11 protein-coding genes and 1 riboswitch are annotated in these 13,460 nt (G+C 73.3%); of the genes, 7 read left to right on the forward strand and 4 right to left on the reverse strand.

From position 1 onward, the window contains the following. Window positions 1-35 precede the first annotated feature (35 nt). Both AB0C87_RS02715 and AB0C87_RS02720 read right to left on the reverse strand, forming a co-directional pair. Window positions 36-545, reverse strand: a complete 510-nt coding sequence (locus AB0C87_RS02715) for a hypothetical protein (RefSeq protein ID WP_345177056.1) — start codon at window positions 543-545, stop codon at window positions 36-38. A gap of 40 nt (window positions 546-585) precedes the next feature. After that, complete coding sequence (locus AB0C87_RS02720) at window positions 586-1,590, reverse strand: hypothetical protein (protein WP_345177054.1); 1,005 nt, start codon at window positions 1,588-1,590, stop codon at window positions 586-588. Window positions 1,591-1,860: 270 nt separating this feature from the next. Here AB0C87_RS02720 and AB0C87_RS02725 point away from each other — a divergent pair, with 270 nt between their 5' ends. The 6 genes from AB0C87_RS02725 to AB0C87_RS02750 all read left to right on the forward strand — a co-directional run bounded on the left by AB0C87_RS02725 (window position 1,861) and on the right by AB0C87_RS02750 (window position 9,885). After that, entirely contained in the window at window positions 1,861-3,012 is a 1,152-nt protein-coding gene (locus AB0C87_RS02725) for a hypothetical protein (protein WP_345177052.1), read from the forward strand. Between the two features lie 190 nt (window positions 3,013-3,202). Further along, complete coding sequence (locus tag AB0C87_RS02730; RefSeq protein ID WP_345177049.1) at window positions 3,203-3,700, forward strand: DUF4282 domain-containing protein; 498 nt, start codon at window positions 3,203-3,205, stop codon at window positions 3,698-3,700. Window positions 3,701-3,711: 11 nt separating this feature from the next. Continuing rightward, entirely contained in the window at window positions 3,712-6,048 is a 2,337-nt protein-coding gene (locus AB0C87_RS02735; RefSeq protein ID WP_360576193.1) for a protein kinase, read from the forward strand. Further along, window positions 6,045-7,169 carry a response regulator receiver protein gene (locus AB0C87_RS02740; RefSeq protein WP_360576195.1) on the forward strand — a complete coding sequence of 375 codons (1,125 nt, stop codon included), beginning with the start codon at window positions 6,045-6,047 and terminating at the stop codon, window positions 7,167-7,169. Before AB0C87_RS02735 ends, AB0C87_RS02740 begins: the two co-directional genes overlap by 4 nt. A 38-nt stretch (window positions 7,170-7,207) precedes the next feature. Beyond that, window positions 7,208-9,121: an AAA family ATPase gene (locus tag AB0C87_RS02745; protein ID WP_360576197.1), complete on the forward strand. Its 1,914-nt coding sequence runs from the start codon at window positions 7,208-7,210 to the stop codon at window positions 9,119-9,121. A gap of 71 nt (window positions 9,122-9,192) precedes the next feature. Next, the gene (locus AB0C87_RS02750; RefSeq protein ID WP_353835331.1) at window positions 9,193-9,885 is read left to right on the forward strand and encodes a 4Fe-4S cluster-binding domain-containing protein; all 693 of its coding nucleotides are present in this window, start codon (window positions 9,193-9,195) and stop codon (window positions 9,883-9,885) included. Here AB0C87_RS02750 and AB0C87_RS02755 read toward each other — a convergent pair. After that, a complete protein-coding gene (locus AB0C87_RS02755) occupies window positions 9,789-10,766 on the reverse strand; it encodes a hypothetical protein (RefSeq protein ID WP_360576200.1) in 978 nt (325 codons plus the stop codon). The genes AB0C87_RS02750 and AB0C87_RS02755 overlap by 97 nt on opposite strands. Window positions 10,767-10,817: 51 nt before the next feature. On the opposite strand from AB0C87_RS02755, the gene AB0C87_RS02760 reads away from it, so the two are divergent. Further along, window positions 10,818-11,210: an FHA domain-containing protein gene (locus tag AB0C87_RS02760; protein ID WP_345177037.1), complete on the forward strand. Its 393-nt coding sequence runs from the start codon at window positions 10,818-10,820 to the stop codon at window positions 11,208-11,210. A gap of 70 nt (window positions 11,211-11,280) precedes the next feature. Here AB0C87_RS02760 and typA read toward each other — a convergent pair whose 3' ends face one another. Next, entirely contained in the window at window positions 11,281-13,134 is a 1,854-nt protein-coding gene (typA, locus tag AB0C87_RS02765) for a translational GTPase TypA (protein WP_360359026.1), read from the reverse strand. Between the two features lie 191 nt (window positions 13,135-13,325). Continuing rightward, window positions 13,326-13,457: riboswitch (cyclic di-AMP (ydaO/yuaA leader) on the forward strand. Window positions 13,458-13,460 lie beyond the last annotated feature (3 nt).

A 13,460-nucleotide genomic window follows, 5' to 3' on the forward strand; every position in this document is an offset into this window, starting at 1 on the left:
CTCGCCGTCTCCGGCGAGCGGCGCCCCTTCGCCCGTCAGCCCAGGCGCACGGCGCGCTCGTGCTTGCCGTCCGCTATCTCCAGCACCTGCGCACGCGCCGCGGCGTCGGCCAGCGGCGCGATGAGACGGGCCAGCGGAGTGCGCTGCGGGGTCCCCGGGATCTCGGCCAGTTCGGTGATCCGGCGCACCCCGGCCTCCCCGTGCAGCTCGAAGCCGCGGACGGGGTGGGCCCAGATCCTGCCCTGCGCGGTGTCCATCACCGGCACCGCCTGGTCACCCGGGGCGACGGCCAGGTCGCCTAAAACCCAGCCGGTCTGCCGCGCCGCCTCGGCGTAGGCGATGACCTGCTCCAGGTCGCGCCGCAGCCGGGGGACGCGGGAGGAGTCGAACGTGACCGGCGGGCCGGCCAGCGCGACGGCGTCGCGGCAGCCCAGCCGGCCCGCGATCTCGGCGACCCGATCGAGGACACTGCGGTGAACGTGGCCCACCTGCACTCCATCCACAATCAGCAGCGCCACGTCCGCGCGGCCCTGCGATTCGGCCATCGGTTCCCCCTGCCCAGCGGCCCCCGGCCGCCAGGGACGCTCAGGCTGGACGCATGTCCACGACGCGGTCGGAGTCCAGGATGAAACTGGCGGCCTCGTCCGGAGTGACCCCGAGGACGTCGATGACCAGCCGGATCGGACCGACCTTCTCGGCGTCGCAGCGGTGGCACCTGGTGCGGTTGTCCCCGTAGACCTTCATCGAGGGGTTCCGGTCGCCGTTGCTGTGCCTGTTCGGACGCGGGCAGTGCCACAGGTTCCCGTCGTCGGAGGAGGAGCCGAGGCGCGTCAGCACCGTCCGGACGTCCACCGACTTGGCCTCGGCGATCCGCTTGTTGTGCGGCGAGACGGGGACGGGCGGCACCATGTCGGCGCCGCGGCGCCCGGCCCGCAGCTCCTGGCGGTACTTGGCCGCCTCGCGCCGCAGCTTCTCCAGGTCGATGCCCTGGGTCGGGTCGTCCTTGGTGACGGGGGCGGGCTCGTTCCCGGTCGACAGGTAGGGGAACCGGTCGTCGGCCCGCCGCCGCAGCGCCGCGACGAGCACGAACGTGGCCAGCGCGTCCCGGGCCGAGGGCGGCGGGACCATGCGCAGCCGCGCCGCGTACCGGATCACGGTGGCGGCCTCCGGGGTCACGAGCCGCTGGGCGCCGGAGCCGACCTGCACGGTGGGGACGGGCCCCTCCTCGCCGCCGACCTGGCCCCATTCCAGGTACCCGGAGGGCCGGCCCGCGTCGGGGAAGGCCTCTCCCTGCGGGTCCAGCCGCGAGAACTCCAGGACGGTGCCGCCGGCGTAGGCGTCGACGCGGCGGCCGGCGAAGCCGCACAGTGCCGCGTACGGCACCAGGCAGCTCGGGTCCTCGGGCGCGAGATAGATCACGCGCGACCGGAAGTCGGCCGCGGTCAGCCCGCTCGCCCGCAGACCGGCGATGGTCGCGGCGATCACGTCCTGGTCGTCGCCCGGAACCAGGTCGACCGACTTGACCCCTTCGATCGCCGGAGGTGAACCGGTGGTGCGAACGGCCAGCACGTAATCGGTCAACTGGTGCATCTGGTCTCCTTTGTAGTGTGCCGCCCCCGTGTGTCACGCATGACTGTCCACGCGACAGGGCGAGCCGCATGCTTTATTTGTCAACCGGTTCGTCGGCGGCGCCGTCCGGCCCTCTGGTACTTGCCGATCCGACCTGCCCCGAAACGGTTATGACTGAAGAGTGGACACCGGGCGGTGGGACCGGTGCCGCACCTGGCCGGAATCGGCCGGGTGCCGAGGTTACCTCCGGCCGTCCGCGGCCGGCGGCAGGACACGGAGAAGGGTGCAACAGTGCCAGCGCAAACCAAGGAAGAATTCTACGTCCGGCGCCTCTTCGACGACGACGTCCCCGTGTTCGTGGACGCGACCAAATACGTCCGGCAGGACGCCCCCTACCCGCTCAGCGCCAAGAAGGCCCTGAAGGCGACCTGCGGGGTGCGCACGGACAACGAGGTCCTGGCATTCAGCCTGCGCAACTACACCGGCAAGCAGGCCGAGCGGGAGGTCGAGCACGTCGAGAACACCGTCGGCGGGCGGGTGACGTCGCAGAACCAGCTGCGGCTGCGCATGCCGCGCAGGACCCTGCACGGCCTGAACGAGACGGCGCGGGCCCTCGCCGTCGTCCTCGGCGACGAAGTGATCACCGAGCTGGACGGCGACCTCTACGTCCTGAGCCTCTCCCGCAGCGGCAACGAGGGGACGCTGGCCCTGGTGGGCCGGCTCACCGCGTCGGAGGGCGGCTTCGTCCGGTCCGAGGTCGGCGACGGCGAGGCCGAGTTCGAGCTCCCCGTCGCGGGGGTCCGGCTGCGCATCTTCCTCCGCTCCCCCGTCCGCGACCGCATCATCGCCTACGGCTTCAGCGGCTACCTCACCCGCAAGCCCGGCGAGACGGAGACGGTGACCCGGGCGACCGCGCTGGCCATCAACAGCATCCTCGGCCTGGCGACGTTCCGGATGCTGTCGCAGCTGGACCACGTCGACGTCCCCGCGGTGCCGCGCGGCAACGCCGTCCGGCCGCGCAAGCCCGCCGAGCAGGTGACCTTCTCGGTCCCGGCGCTGCTGTTCACCGACGACGGGACCCCGGCGGCCCGCGGCCGCGTCGCCGCCGAGATCGACCTGGACCAGGTGGACCCGGTGACCGGCGGCCTCCAGCTGCACGTCACGGCCGGCGACCAGCTGGAGTGGAACCCGGCGGTGGCCGAGGCGGTGACGTTCGAGTCCTACGAGCGGGTGCTCACCGAGACCATCGGCGCCATGCTCCACTCGTCCGTCGGCGTCGACACGGTGCGCGACCTGGCCTACGACATCATGCTGGGCGACCTCGGCGCCGAGGGCATCGCCCGCCTGCGCGCCGCGACCACCGACCTTCCGGGCCTGGCGGCCAAGCCGAACCAGGCCGAGGTGCGGTCCGCGCAGCCGGCCACCGGCGTCCCGGCCGCCTGACCTCCGGCGCGGTCCGGCGCCGCGCCTCGCGCCGTCGCGGACCGGCGGGGCCAGAACCTGGCACCGCCGGCCCGCGCGTCCGCACCGGGCCCCCGCGCGATACGGGATCGTCGCGCGGCGGGTTCCGGCGGCGGACGGGGCCAGGCTTTAGAGTCTCCGTGTAGCGGTCCCCACACTGGAGACGACGGTGATGACGAACCCACCGGACCCTGGCAACCCTCCGCGTCCGCAGGCGCCCGGCGGTCCCGGCGGGCCCTACGGTCCACCGCCCGGCGGGCCCGCCGGGCCCGGCGGCCCCTTCCCCGGCCCCGTCCCCGGCCCCCGCCCGCCCGGCCCGGCCTCCGGGTACCCGGAGCCGCCGCGGGGATGGGCGCCCCCGCCCGGCGAGCCGAGGGGCGGGAACGTGTTCGGAGGGCTGTTCGACCTCAACTTCGACACCATGATCACCACGCGGGTCGTGAAGATCCTCTACGTGCTCGCGCTGATCCCGATCACCCTGTTCGCGCTGCTGATGGCGGTGTACGGGATCGCGTGGCTCGACGACAGCGCGGCGTTCGGCCTCATGCTCCTCCTCGGGTCCCCGTTCGCGTGGCTCTTCCAGGTGTTCGCGACCCGGATCGCCCTGGAGTTCGTCATCAACCAGTTCAAGATCAGCGAGTATCTTCGGGCCATCAAGGACAAGGGCTAGACGGGACGGCTGTGGGCGAGTTCGATGGCGCCCCGCCACGCGACACCCGGCGCGACGCCGGGACGACGCGGCGGGACGCGGAGGTGCCCGGGCCGCGCCCGGCGTCGTCGACCCGGCGGGAGGGGCACGGTCCCGGGGATCCGCTGATGCGGCTGCCGGCCGTGCTCGGCGAGCGGTACGCGACGGTCGCCGAGCTGCCCGTGCAGGGCGCCGAGTCCGACCTGCTCCTGGTGCGCGACGCCGACGGCGCCGAGTTCGTGGTGAAGATCTTCCGCCGCGGGTACCGCGCCGACCGGGAGGTGTGGGCGAAGCTGCCCGCGCTGGACGCGCCGAACGTCCTGCGCATCCTGGAGACGGGGCACGCCGACGGGCGCGACTACGAGATCGCCGCGTACGCGCCGGACGGCAACCTGCGGGCGCTGATGGACGAGGGGCCGCTCCCGGAGGACACGGTGGCCGAGGTCGCCGCCCAGCTCGCCGCCGGTCTGGAGGCGCTGCACCGGGCCGGCATCGTCCACCGGGACCTCAAGCCCGAGAACGTCCTGGTGCTGGGCGGGGAGCCGCTGCGGCTCGCCATCGCCGACTTCGGGCTGAGCCGGGTCCTCGACCAGAGCGTGGTGTTCGCCTCGTCGTCGCGGACGCTGGCCTACGCCGCTCCGGAGTCCCTGTCCGGCCAGGTGTCGCCGGCGCGCGACTGGTGGTCGCTCGGCATGATCGTCCGGGAGCTGGCGACGGGCCGGCCGCCGTTCCAGGGGCTGAGCGAGACCGTCGTGGTCGACCATCTCGCGACGCGGCCGGTCAGCGCGGACGACGTCTCCGACCCCCGGCTGCGGCTGCTGTGCCAGGGGCTGCTGACCCGCGACCCGCGCGCGCGATGGACGGGCGAGCAGGTACGGGAGTGGCTGGACGGCGGTTCGCCGCGGGTCGCGGAGGAGAGCGTCCCGGTGGGCGCCGGGCTGCCGTTCAGGGGCCGCCGCTACACCGGCAGGAGCGAGCTGGCCCGCGCTCTCGTCGAGAACTGGGACCACGCCGCCCAGTACTTCTTCGGCCGGGGCGAGACCGGCGAGGCGTGGCGGAGCCTGCGGGAGTGGCTCGCGGAGGTGCCCGACGACGGCCGCATCGCGCTCGTCGACGGCCACCTCATGACGACGCTGCCGCCCGACGTCAAGCTCCTGCACCTCGTGCGGTGGCTGGATCCGGCGATGCCCCCGCACTACCTCGGCCGCCGGATCACCGCCGCCGACCTGCCCGGGCTGGCGGGCCTGGCCGCCGACCGGCGCCATCCCGACCACCGCACCGCCTGCCTCATCGGGCGGGCGCTGTGGGAGCACCGCCTGCTGCCCGTCCTCGCCGGCTTCGCGGGCGGCGAGGAGCTGGCCCGGGTCGACGACCAGTGGCGCGCGCACGTGTCGGCATGGAACGACCTGGTGCGCTGGCTGCGCGAGCAGGCCGCCGCGCCGCCGGGCCTCGCCGGCCGGCTGCCCGACGCCGGCGCGGAGGAGCCGCCCGCCGTGCTGCTCGCCCTGCTCGCGCTGGCGGCGCGTCCCGACGAGACCGGGCGGCTGATCGCCAAGGGCGCGGCACGGGCCCGCGAGCCGGTCTCCGAACCGGTGCCGTGGTTCACCTGGATGGTGGACGGTGCCGGCGACGATCCGCTGCGGCTGCTCGCCGTGGCCCGCGCCGCACCCGAAGCCGTGGCCGAGAGCGAGTCGCGGACGCGCGAGCGGCACGCCGCCGAGCAGCGCGACGAGGCGCTGCGCACGCACTGGGCCGAACGCGAACGGCAGCGGCTCGCCGGCCGCGGCGCCGCGATGGCGAAGGCGGTCGCGCTGACGTCGCCGCTGCTGCTGTTCTGGCTCCTGGGCAGCTGGATGATCGGCTCGCTGTTCGGCGGCGGCGGCAACGACGACGGCACGACATCGGTCGGCCTGCACAGTTCGTCTTCGGGCGTCTCCTTCGGCGTTCTGGCCGTCGTGTCCGTGCTCGCCTGGGCGGTGCAGTGCGGCAGCGAGGTCCTCGCGGCGCGCGCACAGGGCGCGGACTACCTCCCCCACGGGCCCTGGGCGATGCTCTCGGGCATTCTCGGCGCGGGCGGCCGCGGGCTGTCGACGGCGTCCCAGACGATGTCGGGCGCCGCGCGGCAGACCGGGCGGCGCGGCTGCGGATGCGTGCTCGCCGCCGCGACGGTGCCGCTGCTCCTCTTCCTCCTCCTGCTCGCGGCGGTGACGTCCATCGCGAGCCTGCTGTGGGTCCTCGTCCTCATCGCCGTCCCCGCCGCGCACGCCGTCGCGGCCGGGGTGCGGCTGCACCACTGGCGGCAGGCACGGACGATCGGAGGGACCCCATGAGCAGCGGGATCGACGCGGACATCGCGCTGGACGCGGCGGTGGTGCTCAGCCTCGGCATGACCCGCCTGCTCGGGCACGGCGCGGGCCTGGCCGGACGCGGCGCGGAGGCGCTGGCCGCGCTCGCCGCCGGGCGCGCCGAGGCGCGTGCCGCGGCGCTCGCCGAGGTCCGCACGCACGAGCGGGCGCTGCGCGAGACGGTGGAGCGCAACGCGCGCATCGCCGCACTCGCCGAGACCCGCGCGAAGATCGGTGCGGACGTGCCGCTGCCCGGCCGGCTCGACCCGGCCGAGCGGTCCGCCGCCGAGCTGACCGCCTGGTGCGCGGCGACCGACCCCGTCCTGGACGAGGCCGAACGGCGCCTCTCCGAGCATCTCGCCGCCCAGGTCGGCGCGCAGATCTTCGACGTCCCCGCCGAGGGGCTGGCGGCCAGCGTGCGGGACGGCTCGCCGCCGCCGCGGGCCGCCGACGTGCGCGAGCACCTCGAACGGATCATGGTGCGGCTGCTGCCCGACGCAGGGGAGGCGGAGCGGCGTGCGGTCGCCGAGGCGGCCCGGCTGCTGGCCGGCGCGGCGACGCCGGCCGACGCGGAGGGCGTGCTGCAGGAGGTGCGGCTGCGGATCCAGGAGGCCAACCGCCGCACCCGGGAGCGGCGGGAGGAGGAGCGGCGGCTGGCGGCCGAGCGCGACGCCGCCGAGCAGGCCGAGGCCGAGCGCCGGTACGTGCTCGACTCGATCACGGCCGCGTTCGAGGACATGGGGTACGAGGTCCAGGCCGGGTTCGAGACGCTGACGGCCGAGGACGGCACCGTGACGCTGACCAAGGGCGCCTGGCCCGACCACAGCGTCCGCATGCGCGTGGACGACGCCGCGCACGTGCGCGCCTCGATGGTGCGCGAGCGGCCCGCCGAGAGCGAGGACGACCGCCGGGTGGACGTCGAGCGGGAACAGGAGTGGTGCGAGGCGTTCGAGGCGGCGCGCGAGCGCCTGGCCGGCGAGGGGATCCGCTCGGACGTGGCGTGGCGGCTGGAGCCCGGAGTGCGTGAGCTGCCCGTTTCGGCGGAGGCACGGCAGACTAGGGGCCGTGCCGCCCAACGCGAACGCTCCCGCGAGCGTCACAAGTGAGGTGTGCAGGGGGCGCTCGGACGGAGTGGAGTGACTAGATGAGCATTGATTCGCCGACCCTCGGGGGCCGGCTGCTGGGTTGGCCGCCGTTCATCCGGGAGCTGGACGCGACCCTCTCGGTGCACTCCCAGTACGTCCTGTCGGGCAACCTGCACGACAGCTTCCTGGCTCCCTCGCCGGACGGCGGCCCGGCGGTGCTGCTGCCCCTGCGGGCGCTGCTGTGGGGGACGCTGCGCTCCAGCGGCGCGGCCTTCATGGCCGTCTACGACCCGGTGGACGGGCTGCAGATCGTCCCGGGCCCGAACGAGCCGTCCGGGGACGAGGCCGCGGCGGCGGCGGAGTCGCTGCTCGGCAAGGTCAAGGCGGACGAGAAGCCCTCGCTGGAGGGGCTGACGCGGCACCTGGCCGCGGTCGCCCGGCCGCAGGAGAACGTCCGCGCCGCGTTCGTGATCGACTCGGCGTCGCGCATCGCCCGGACCCCGACCGACCTGGAGCCGGCCGAGCGCGACTTCTTCCGGTTCTGCGCGAAGCTGTCGCGCAGCGCGCGCCCCGTCCGGGTGACGGGGGCGCGGCCGAAGCCGCTCTACAACCCGGTCGTCTGGCTGGTGGAGCGGCCGGGCGACCTGCCGCCGTGGCTGACGGCCGACAACGAGAACATCCGCGAGATCACGATCCCGCGCCCGCACCTCGGCGACCGGCAGGAGACGGCGCGGCTGCTGGCCCGCGCGTTCGGGGTGAGCGACGTCGGGTCGGACGAGGTGGCGGCCGCGGCGTGCGACGCGTTCGCCGAGCAGGCCGACGGGCTGACCCTCCAGTCGATGATCGAGGTGACCCGGCTGGCGAAGGAGCGCAACGTCGACCTCGCCGACCTGCCGGACGCGGTCCGCACCTACAAGCTGGGCGTGCTCGACAACCCGTGGAGCCGCGGGCACCTGCGGCGCCGGGTGCTGGAGGGCGAGAAGCGCGTCCCCGAGCGGGTGATCGGGCAGCCGCAGGCGGTCACGAAGACGCTGGACATCCTCAAGCGGGCGGTGCTCGGGCTGTCGGGCGCGCAGGCGACCAGGTCGGGCAGCCGGCCGCGCGGGGTGCTGTTCTTCGCGGGCCCGACCGGCACCGGCAAGACGGAGCTGGCCAAGGCCATCACCGAGCTGGTCTTCGGCGACGAGTCGGCCTACCTGCGCTTCGACATGAGCGAGTTCTCCGGCGAGGGCTCCGGCGACCGGCTGATCGGGTCGCCGCCCGGGTACGTGGGGCACGAGGCCGGCGGCGAGCTCACCAACGCCGTCCGGGAGGACCCGTTCCGGGTGATCCTCTTCGACGAGATCGAGAAGGCGCACCCGCGGATCCTGGACAAGTTCCTGCAGATCCTGGAGGACGGGCGGCTCACCGACGGGCGCGGCAACACCGTCCACTTCTCCGAGTCGATCCTCATCTTCACCTCCAACCTGGGGATGTTCGTGCCGGGACGCGACCTCACGACCCGGGACGGGGCCGCGTACGGGGCCCCTGACCGTGTGCAGAACATCACACCCGGGATGTCCTACGAGCAGGTCGAGCAGCGCATCAAGGGCGCCGTCGCCGACCACTTCACGACGGTGCTGAACCGGCCGGAGCTGCTGAACCGGTTCGGCGACAACATCGTGGTGTTTGACTTCATCTCCGGCGAGGCCGCGCACAAGATCTTCGACCTGCAGTTCGCGAACATCTGCCGGCGGGTCACCGAGGAGCACCGGCTCGTCCTCGCCGTGAAGGGGGACGCGCTCCAGACGCTCCGCGAGTGGTGCACGGAGGAGCTCGCCAAGGGCGGGCGCGGCATCGGCATGGCGCTGGAGTCCCACTTCGTCAACCCGCTGGCGCGCGCGCTCTTCGACCGGGAGCTCGTCCCGGACGAGAAGGTCACCGTCACGGGGATCCGGCGCGAGGGCAGCATCGTGCACCTGGACCTCCAGTGAGCGCGGGCCGTCCCCCGGCGGCCGGAGACGGCGCCGGCGAGACGCTCCTGCTCGCCAAGGCGCACTACCCGGTGACCACACTCGGCCCGGGGACGCGGGCGGGCATCTGGACGCAGGGCTGCACGCTGCACTGCAACGGGTGCCTCTCCCGCGACACGTGGGACGCCGACCCGGGCCGGGCCATCCCCGTCGAAGCGGTCCTAGGATGGCTCGCGTCCCTTCCCGAACCGGTCGACGGGGTGACCATCTCGGGCGGCGAACCGTTCCAGCAGCCGGCCGCGCTGGCGGCCCTGGTGCGGGGGATCCGCGCGTGGCGGGAGACCCGCGACCGTGAGACGATTGCGTTGGACATATTGGTTTACAGCGGATATGTCTACTCTCGACTCTCGCGCGCCGCTGTGACGCGCGAGATCGTCGACATGTGTGACGCCGTGGTCACCGGGCCGTACGTCGACCGGCTCAACCCTGGGGGGCGACACCCCGCGGACGGCTCCCTACTCTGGAGGGGGTCGGCCAACCAGCGTGTCGTGCCGGTGTCCCCCCTGGGACGCGAGCGGTACGGGGCAGTGGCCGGCGTCGGTGACACTGAAGCGATCGGTGACACTGAAGGAAGAGGGCCCCGAGTACAGGTGTCCGTGGACGAAGGGCCGGAGGGAAAGCGGGTGTACTACATCGGGATCCCGCGAAGAGGTGACATGGAGCACCTCACGTCGAGGCTCGACCGCGCCGGGGTGCGCTCGGGGGATGTGTCATGGCGACCTTGAACTGTCCGGTCTGCGACGAGCCGTTCCAGCCGGGCGATCTGCTCTGCATGAGCTGCGGGGCCAACCTGGCGCGCGCCGGTGGCGGCGCTCACCAGCAGGGCCCGGGCGGGTACGAACCGCAGCGGATACCCCCGCCGCCGGGGCCGCAGCAGGGGGGCCAGCAGTACGGCGCCCCGCAGCCCGGCCCGGCCGACCACCAGTACGGGCAGCCTCAGCACGGTCAGGGTCAGCACGGCCAGGGCCAGCCCGGCCAGCCCCAGCATGGGCAGCCGCAGTACGGCCAGCCTCAGCACGGGCAGCAGCAGTACGGGCAGCCGCAACAGCAGCAGCCCCCCGCCGACCCCTGGGGCACGCCGCAGCAGCCCCAGGACCAGTGGGGCGCGCCGCAGCCGCAACAGCAGCAGCCGGACGCATGGGGTCCGCCCATGCCCCAGCAGTCCCATGACCAGCACGGTCAGGGTCAGCACGGGCAGGGCCAGCCCGGCCAGCCCCCGTACGGGCAGCCGCAGCAGGGCCAGCCTCAACATGGGCAGCAGCAGTACGGGCAGCCGCAACAGCAGCAGCCCCCCGCCGACCCCTGGGGCGCGCCGCAGCAGCCCCAGGACCAGTGGGGCGCGCCGCAGCCGCAACAGCAGCAGCCGGACCAGTACCAGCCGCAGCAGCAGTACGGCGCCCCACAGGACCAGTACGGCGCACCGCAGGACCAGTACGGCGCGCCGCAGCCCGGCCCGGCCGACCACCAGTACGGGCAGCCTCAGCACGGGCAGCCCCAGTACGGCCAGCCCCAGCACGGAGGCCAGCCGCAGCACGGGGGTCAGCCGCAGCACGGAGGCCCGTCGCCGCAGCTGCCGCACGGCCGCGAGGCGACGCTGCTGCCGCACGAGCACAACCAGGGCCAGCAGCGGTCGGCCGCGCCCGACAGCACGGCGTTCATGTGCCCGTACTGCGAGGCGGTGCTGAGCAACCCGGGCGCCGCGCAGTGCGACTCGTGCCTGCGCCCGCTGCCGCAGAAGGGCACGCCCGTCCTGCGCGTCCAGTTCCCCACGGGCGAGCTCAAGGTCTCGGTCGGCCAGCACCTGGTGCTCGGCCGGGACGCGGGCCAGTCGCCGGTGGCGGCCACGTTCACGCAGTACGACAACGTGTCGCGGCGCCACTCGACGGTGTGGCTCGACCCGTCCGGGACGGCCTGGGTGCGCGACGAGGGCTCCACCAACGGGACGTTCGTCAACGGCGAGCGGCTCCCCCGCGGCGTGGACGCCCCGCTCCGCGACGGCGACCAGCTCCGCCTGGCCGCCGACGTCACGGGCACCGTCCAGCTGAGCTGAGCGGCACGCACGAAAAGGGGCGGCCCCGCGGTTCCGAGAACCGCGGGGCCGCCCCTTTCGGCTTCGGCGCTCAGCCGGCGCGCTTGGTGCGGGCCCGCGTGCGCTCGCGCTCCTTGGCGTCCAGGACGACCTTGCGGATGCGGACGGCGGTCGGGGTGACCTCGACGCACTCGTCCTCGCGGCAGAACTCCAGCGCCTCCTCCAGCGACAGGGCGCGGGGCGGGGTGAGCCGCTCCAGCTCGTCGCCGGTGGACGACCGCATGTTCGTGAGCTTCTTCTCCTTGGTGATGTTGACGTCCATGTCGTCGGCGCGGGAGTTCTCCCCGACGATCATGCCCTCGTACACCTCGGTGGTCGGGCCGACGAAGAACGTCCCGCGCTCCTGGAGGTTCGTGATCGCGTAGGCGGTGGCGGCGCCGGACCGGTCGGCGACGAGCGAGCCGGACGGACGGGTGCGCAGCTCGCCGAACCAGGGCTCGTAGTCCTCGAAGACGTGGTGCGCCATGCCGGTGCCGCGCGTCTCGGTCATGAACTCGGTGCGGAACCCGATCAGGCCGCGGGCCGGGACGAGGAACTCCATCCGGATCCAGCCCGTCCCGTGGTTGGTCATGTGCTCCATGCGGCCCTTGCGGACCGCCATCAGCTGCGTGACGGCGCCGAGGTGCTCCTCGGGGATGTCGACGGTGAGCCGCTCGACCGGCTCGTGCTTCTTGCCGTCGATCTCCCGCGTGACGACCTGCGGCTTGCCGACGGTCAGCTCGTAGCCCTCGCGGCGCATGTTCTCGACCAGGATCGCCAGGGCCAGCTCGCCGCGGCCCTGCACCTCCCAGGCGTCGGGGCGCTCGGTCGGCAGCACCCGGATCGACACGTTGCCGACGAGCTCGCGGTCGAGGCGGTCCTTGACCATCCGGGCGGTGACCTTGGTGCCCTTCTCGCGGCCCGCCATCGGCCCGGTGTTGGTGCCGATCGTCATGGAGATCGCCGGCTCGTCCACCGTGATCAGCGGCAGCGGGCGCGGGTCGTCCGGGTCCGCGAGGGTCTCACCGATCATGATGTCGGGGATTCCGGCGATGGCGATGATGTCGCCGGGCCCGGCCTCGTCCGCGGGCTTGCGGGTGAGCGCCTCCGTCATCATCAGCTCGGTGATCTTCACCCGCTCGACGCTGCCGTCGCGCCGGCACCAGGCGACCTGCTGGCCCTTCTTGATCGTGCCGGCGTGCACGCGGCACAGCGCGATCCGGCCGAGGTAGCTGGAGGCGTCCAGGTTCGTCACGTGCGCCTGGAGCGGGCCGTCGGGGTCGTAGGACGGCGCGGGGATCGTCTCGGTGATGACCTTGAACAGCGGCTCCAGGTCCTCGCTGCCGGGCATGGCGCCGTCGGCGGGCTTGTCGAGCGAGGCCCGCCCGGCGCGGCCGGACGCGTACACGATCGGGAAGTCGATCTGGTCCTCGTCTGCGTCGAGGTCCATGAACAGCTCGTAGGTCTCGTCCACGACCTCGTCGATGCGCGCGTCGGGGCGGTCGGTCTTGTTCACGACCAGGATCACCGGCAGCCGCGCGGCGAGCGCCTTGCGCAGCACGAAGCGCGTCTGCGGGAGCGGGCCCTCGCTGGCGTCGACCAGCAGGACGACGCCGTCCACCATGGACAGGCCGCGCTCGACCTCGCCGCCGAAGTCGGCGTGCCCCGGGGTGTCGATGATGTTGATCGTCAGGCCGTTGTGCAGGACCGCGGTGTTCTTCGCGAGGATGGTGATCCCCTTCTCGCGCTCCAGGTCGTTGGAGTCGAGCACGCGGTCGTCGACGTCCTGGTTCTCGCGGAAGGCCCCGGACTGCCAGAGCATGGCGTCGACCAGCGTCGTCTTGCCATGGTCGACGTGGGCGACGATCGCGACGTTACGGAGGTCGTCGCGCGTGGAGATGGGCATGCGGGTTCGCCTTGCGTGAGAGTTCGGGAGTCGCCGCAGACGTGCGGCCGTACCCATTCTACTTGGCCGTGCGTACCACCCACTCCGAGTCGTTCGCCCCATCGGTCACACGGACCTCGATTGGCCAACTTTGCGCATCCTTTGTAATCTGCCCGAGATCCGGTCGTCCGGAGTCCCGCCCCCAGGGGACTGCGGCCGGAACGCCGAATCTCCCGCGGGAGAACCGGGGACCCACCACCCTCGGGGTGAATCGACGCTCGTCGTAGGGCGACTCCTGGCCCGAACCCGTCAGCTAACCCGGTAGGCGTACGAGGAGAGGAGAACAC

The sequence above is a fragment of the Actinomadura sp. NPDC048021 genome, assembly GCF_040653135.1.
Lineage (GTDB): Bacteria > Actinomycetota > Actinomycetes > Streptosporangiales > Streptosporangiaceae > Spirillospora > Spirillospora verrucosospora.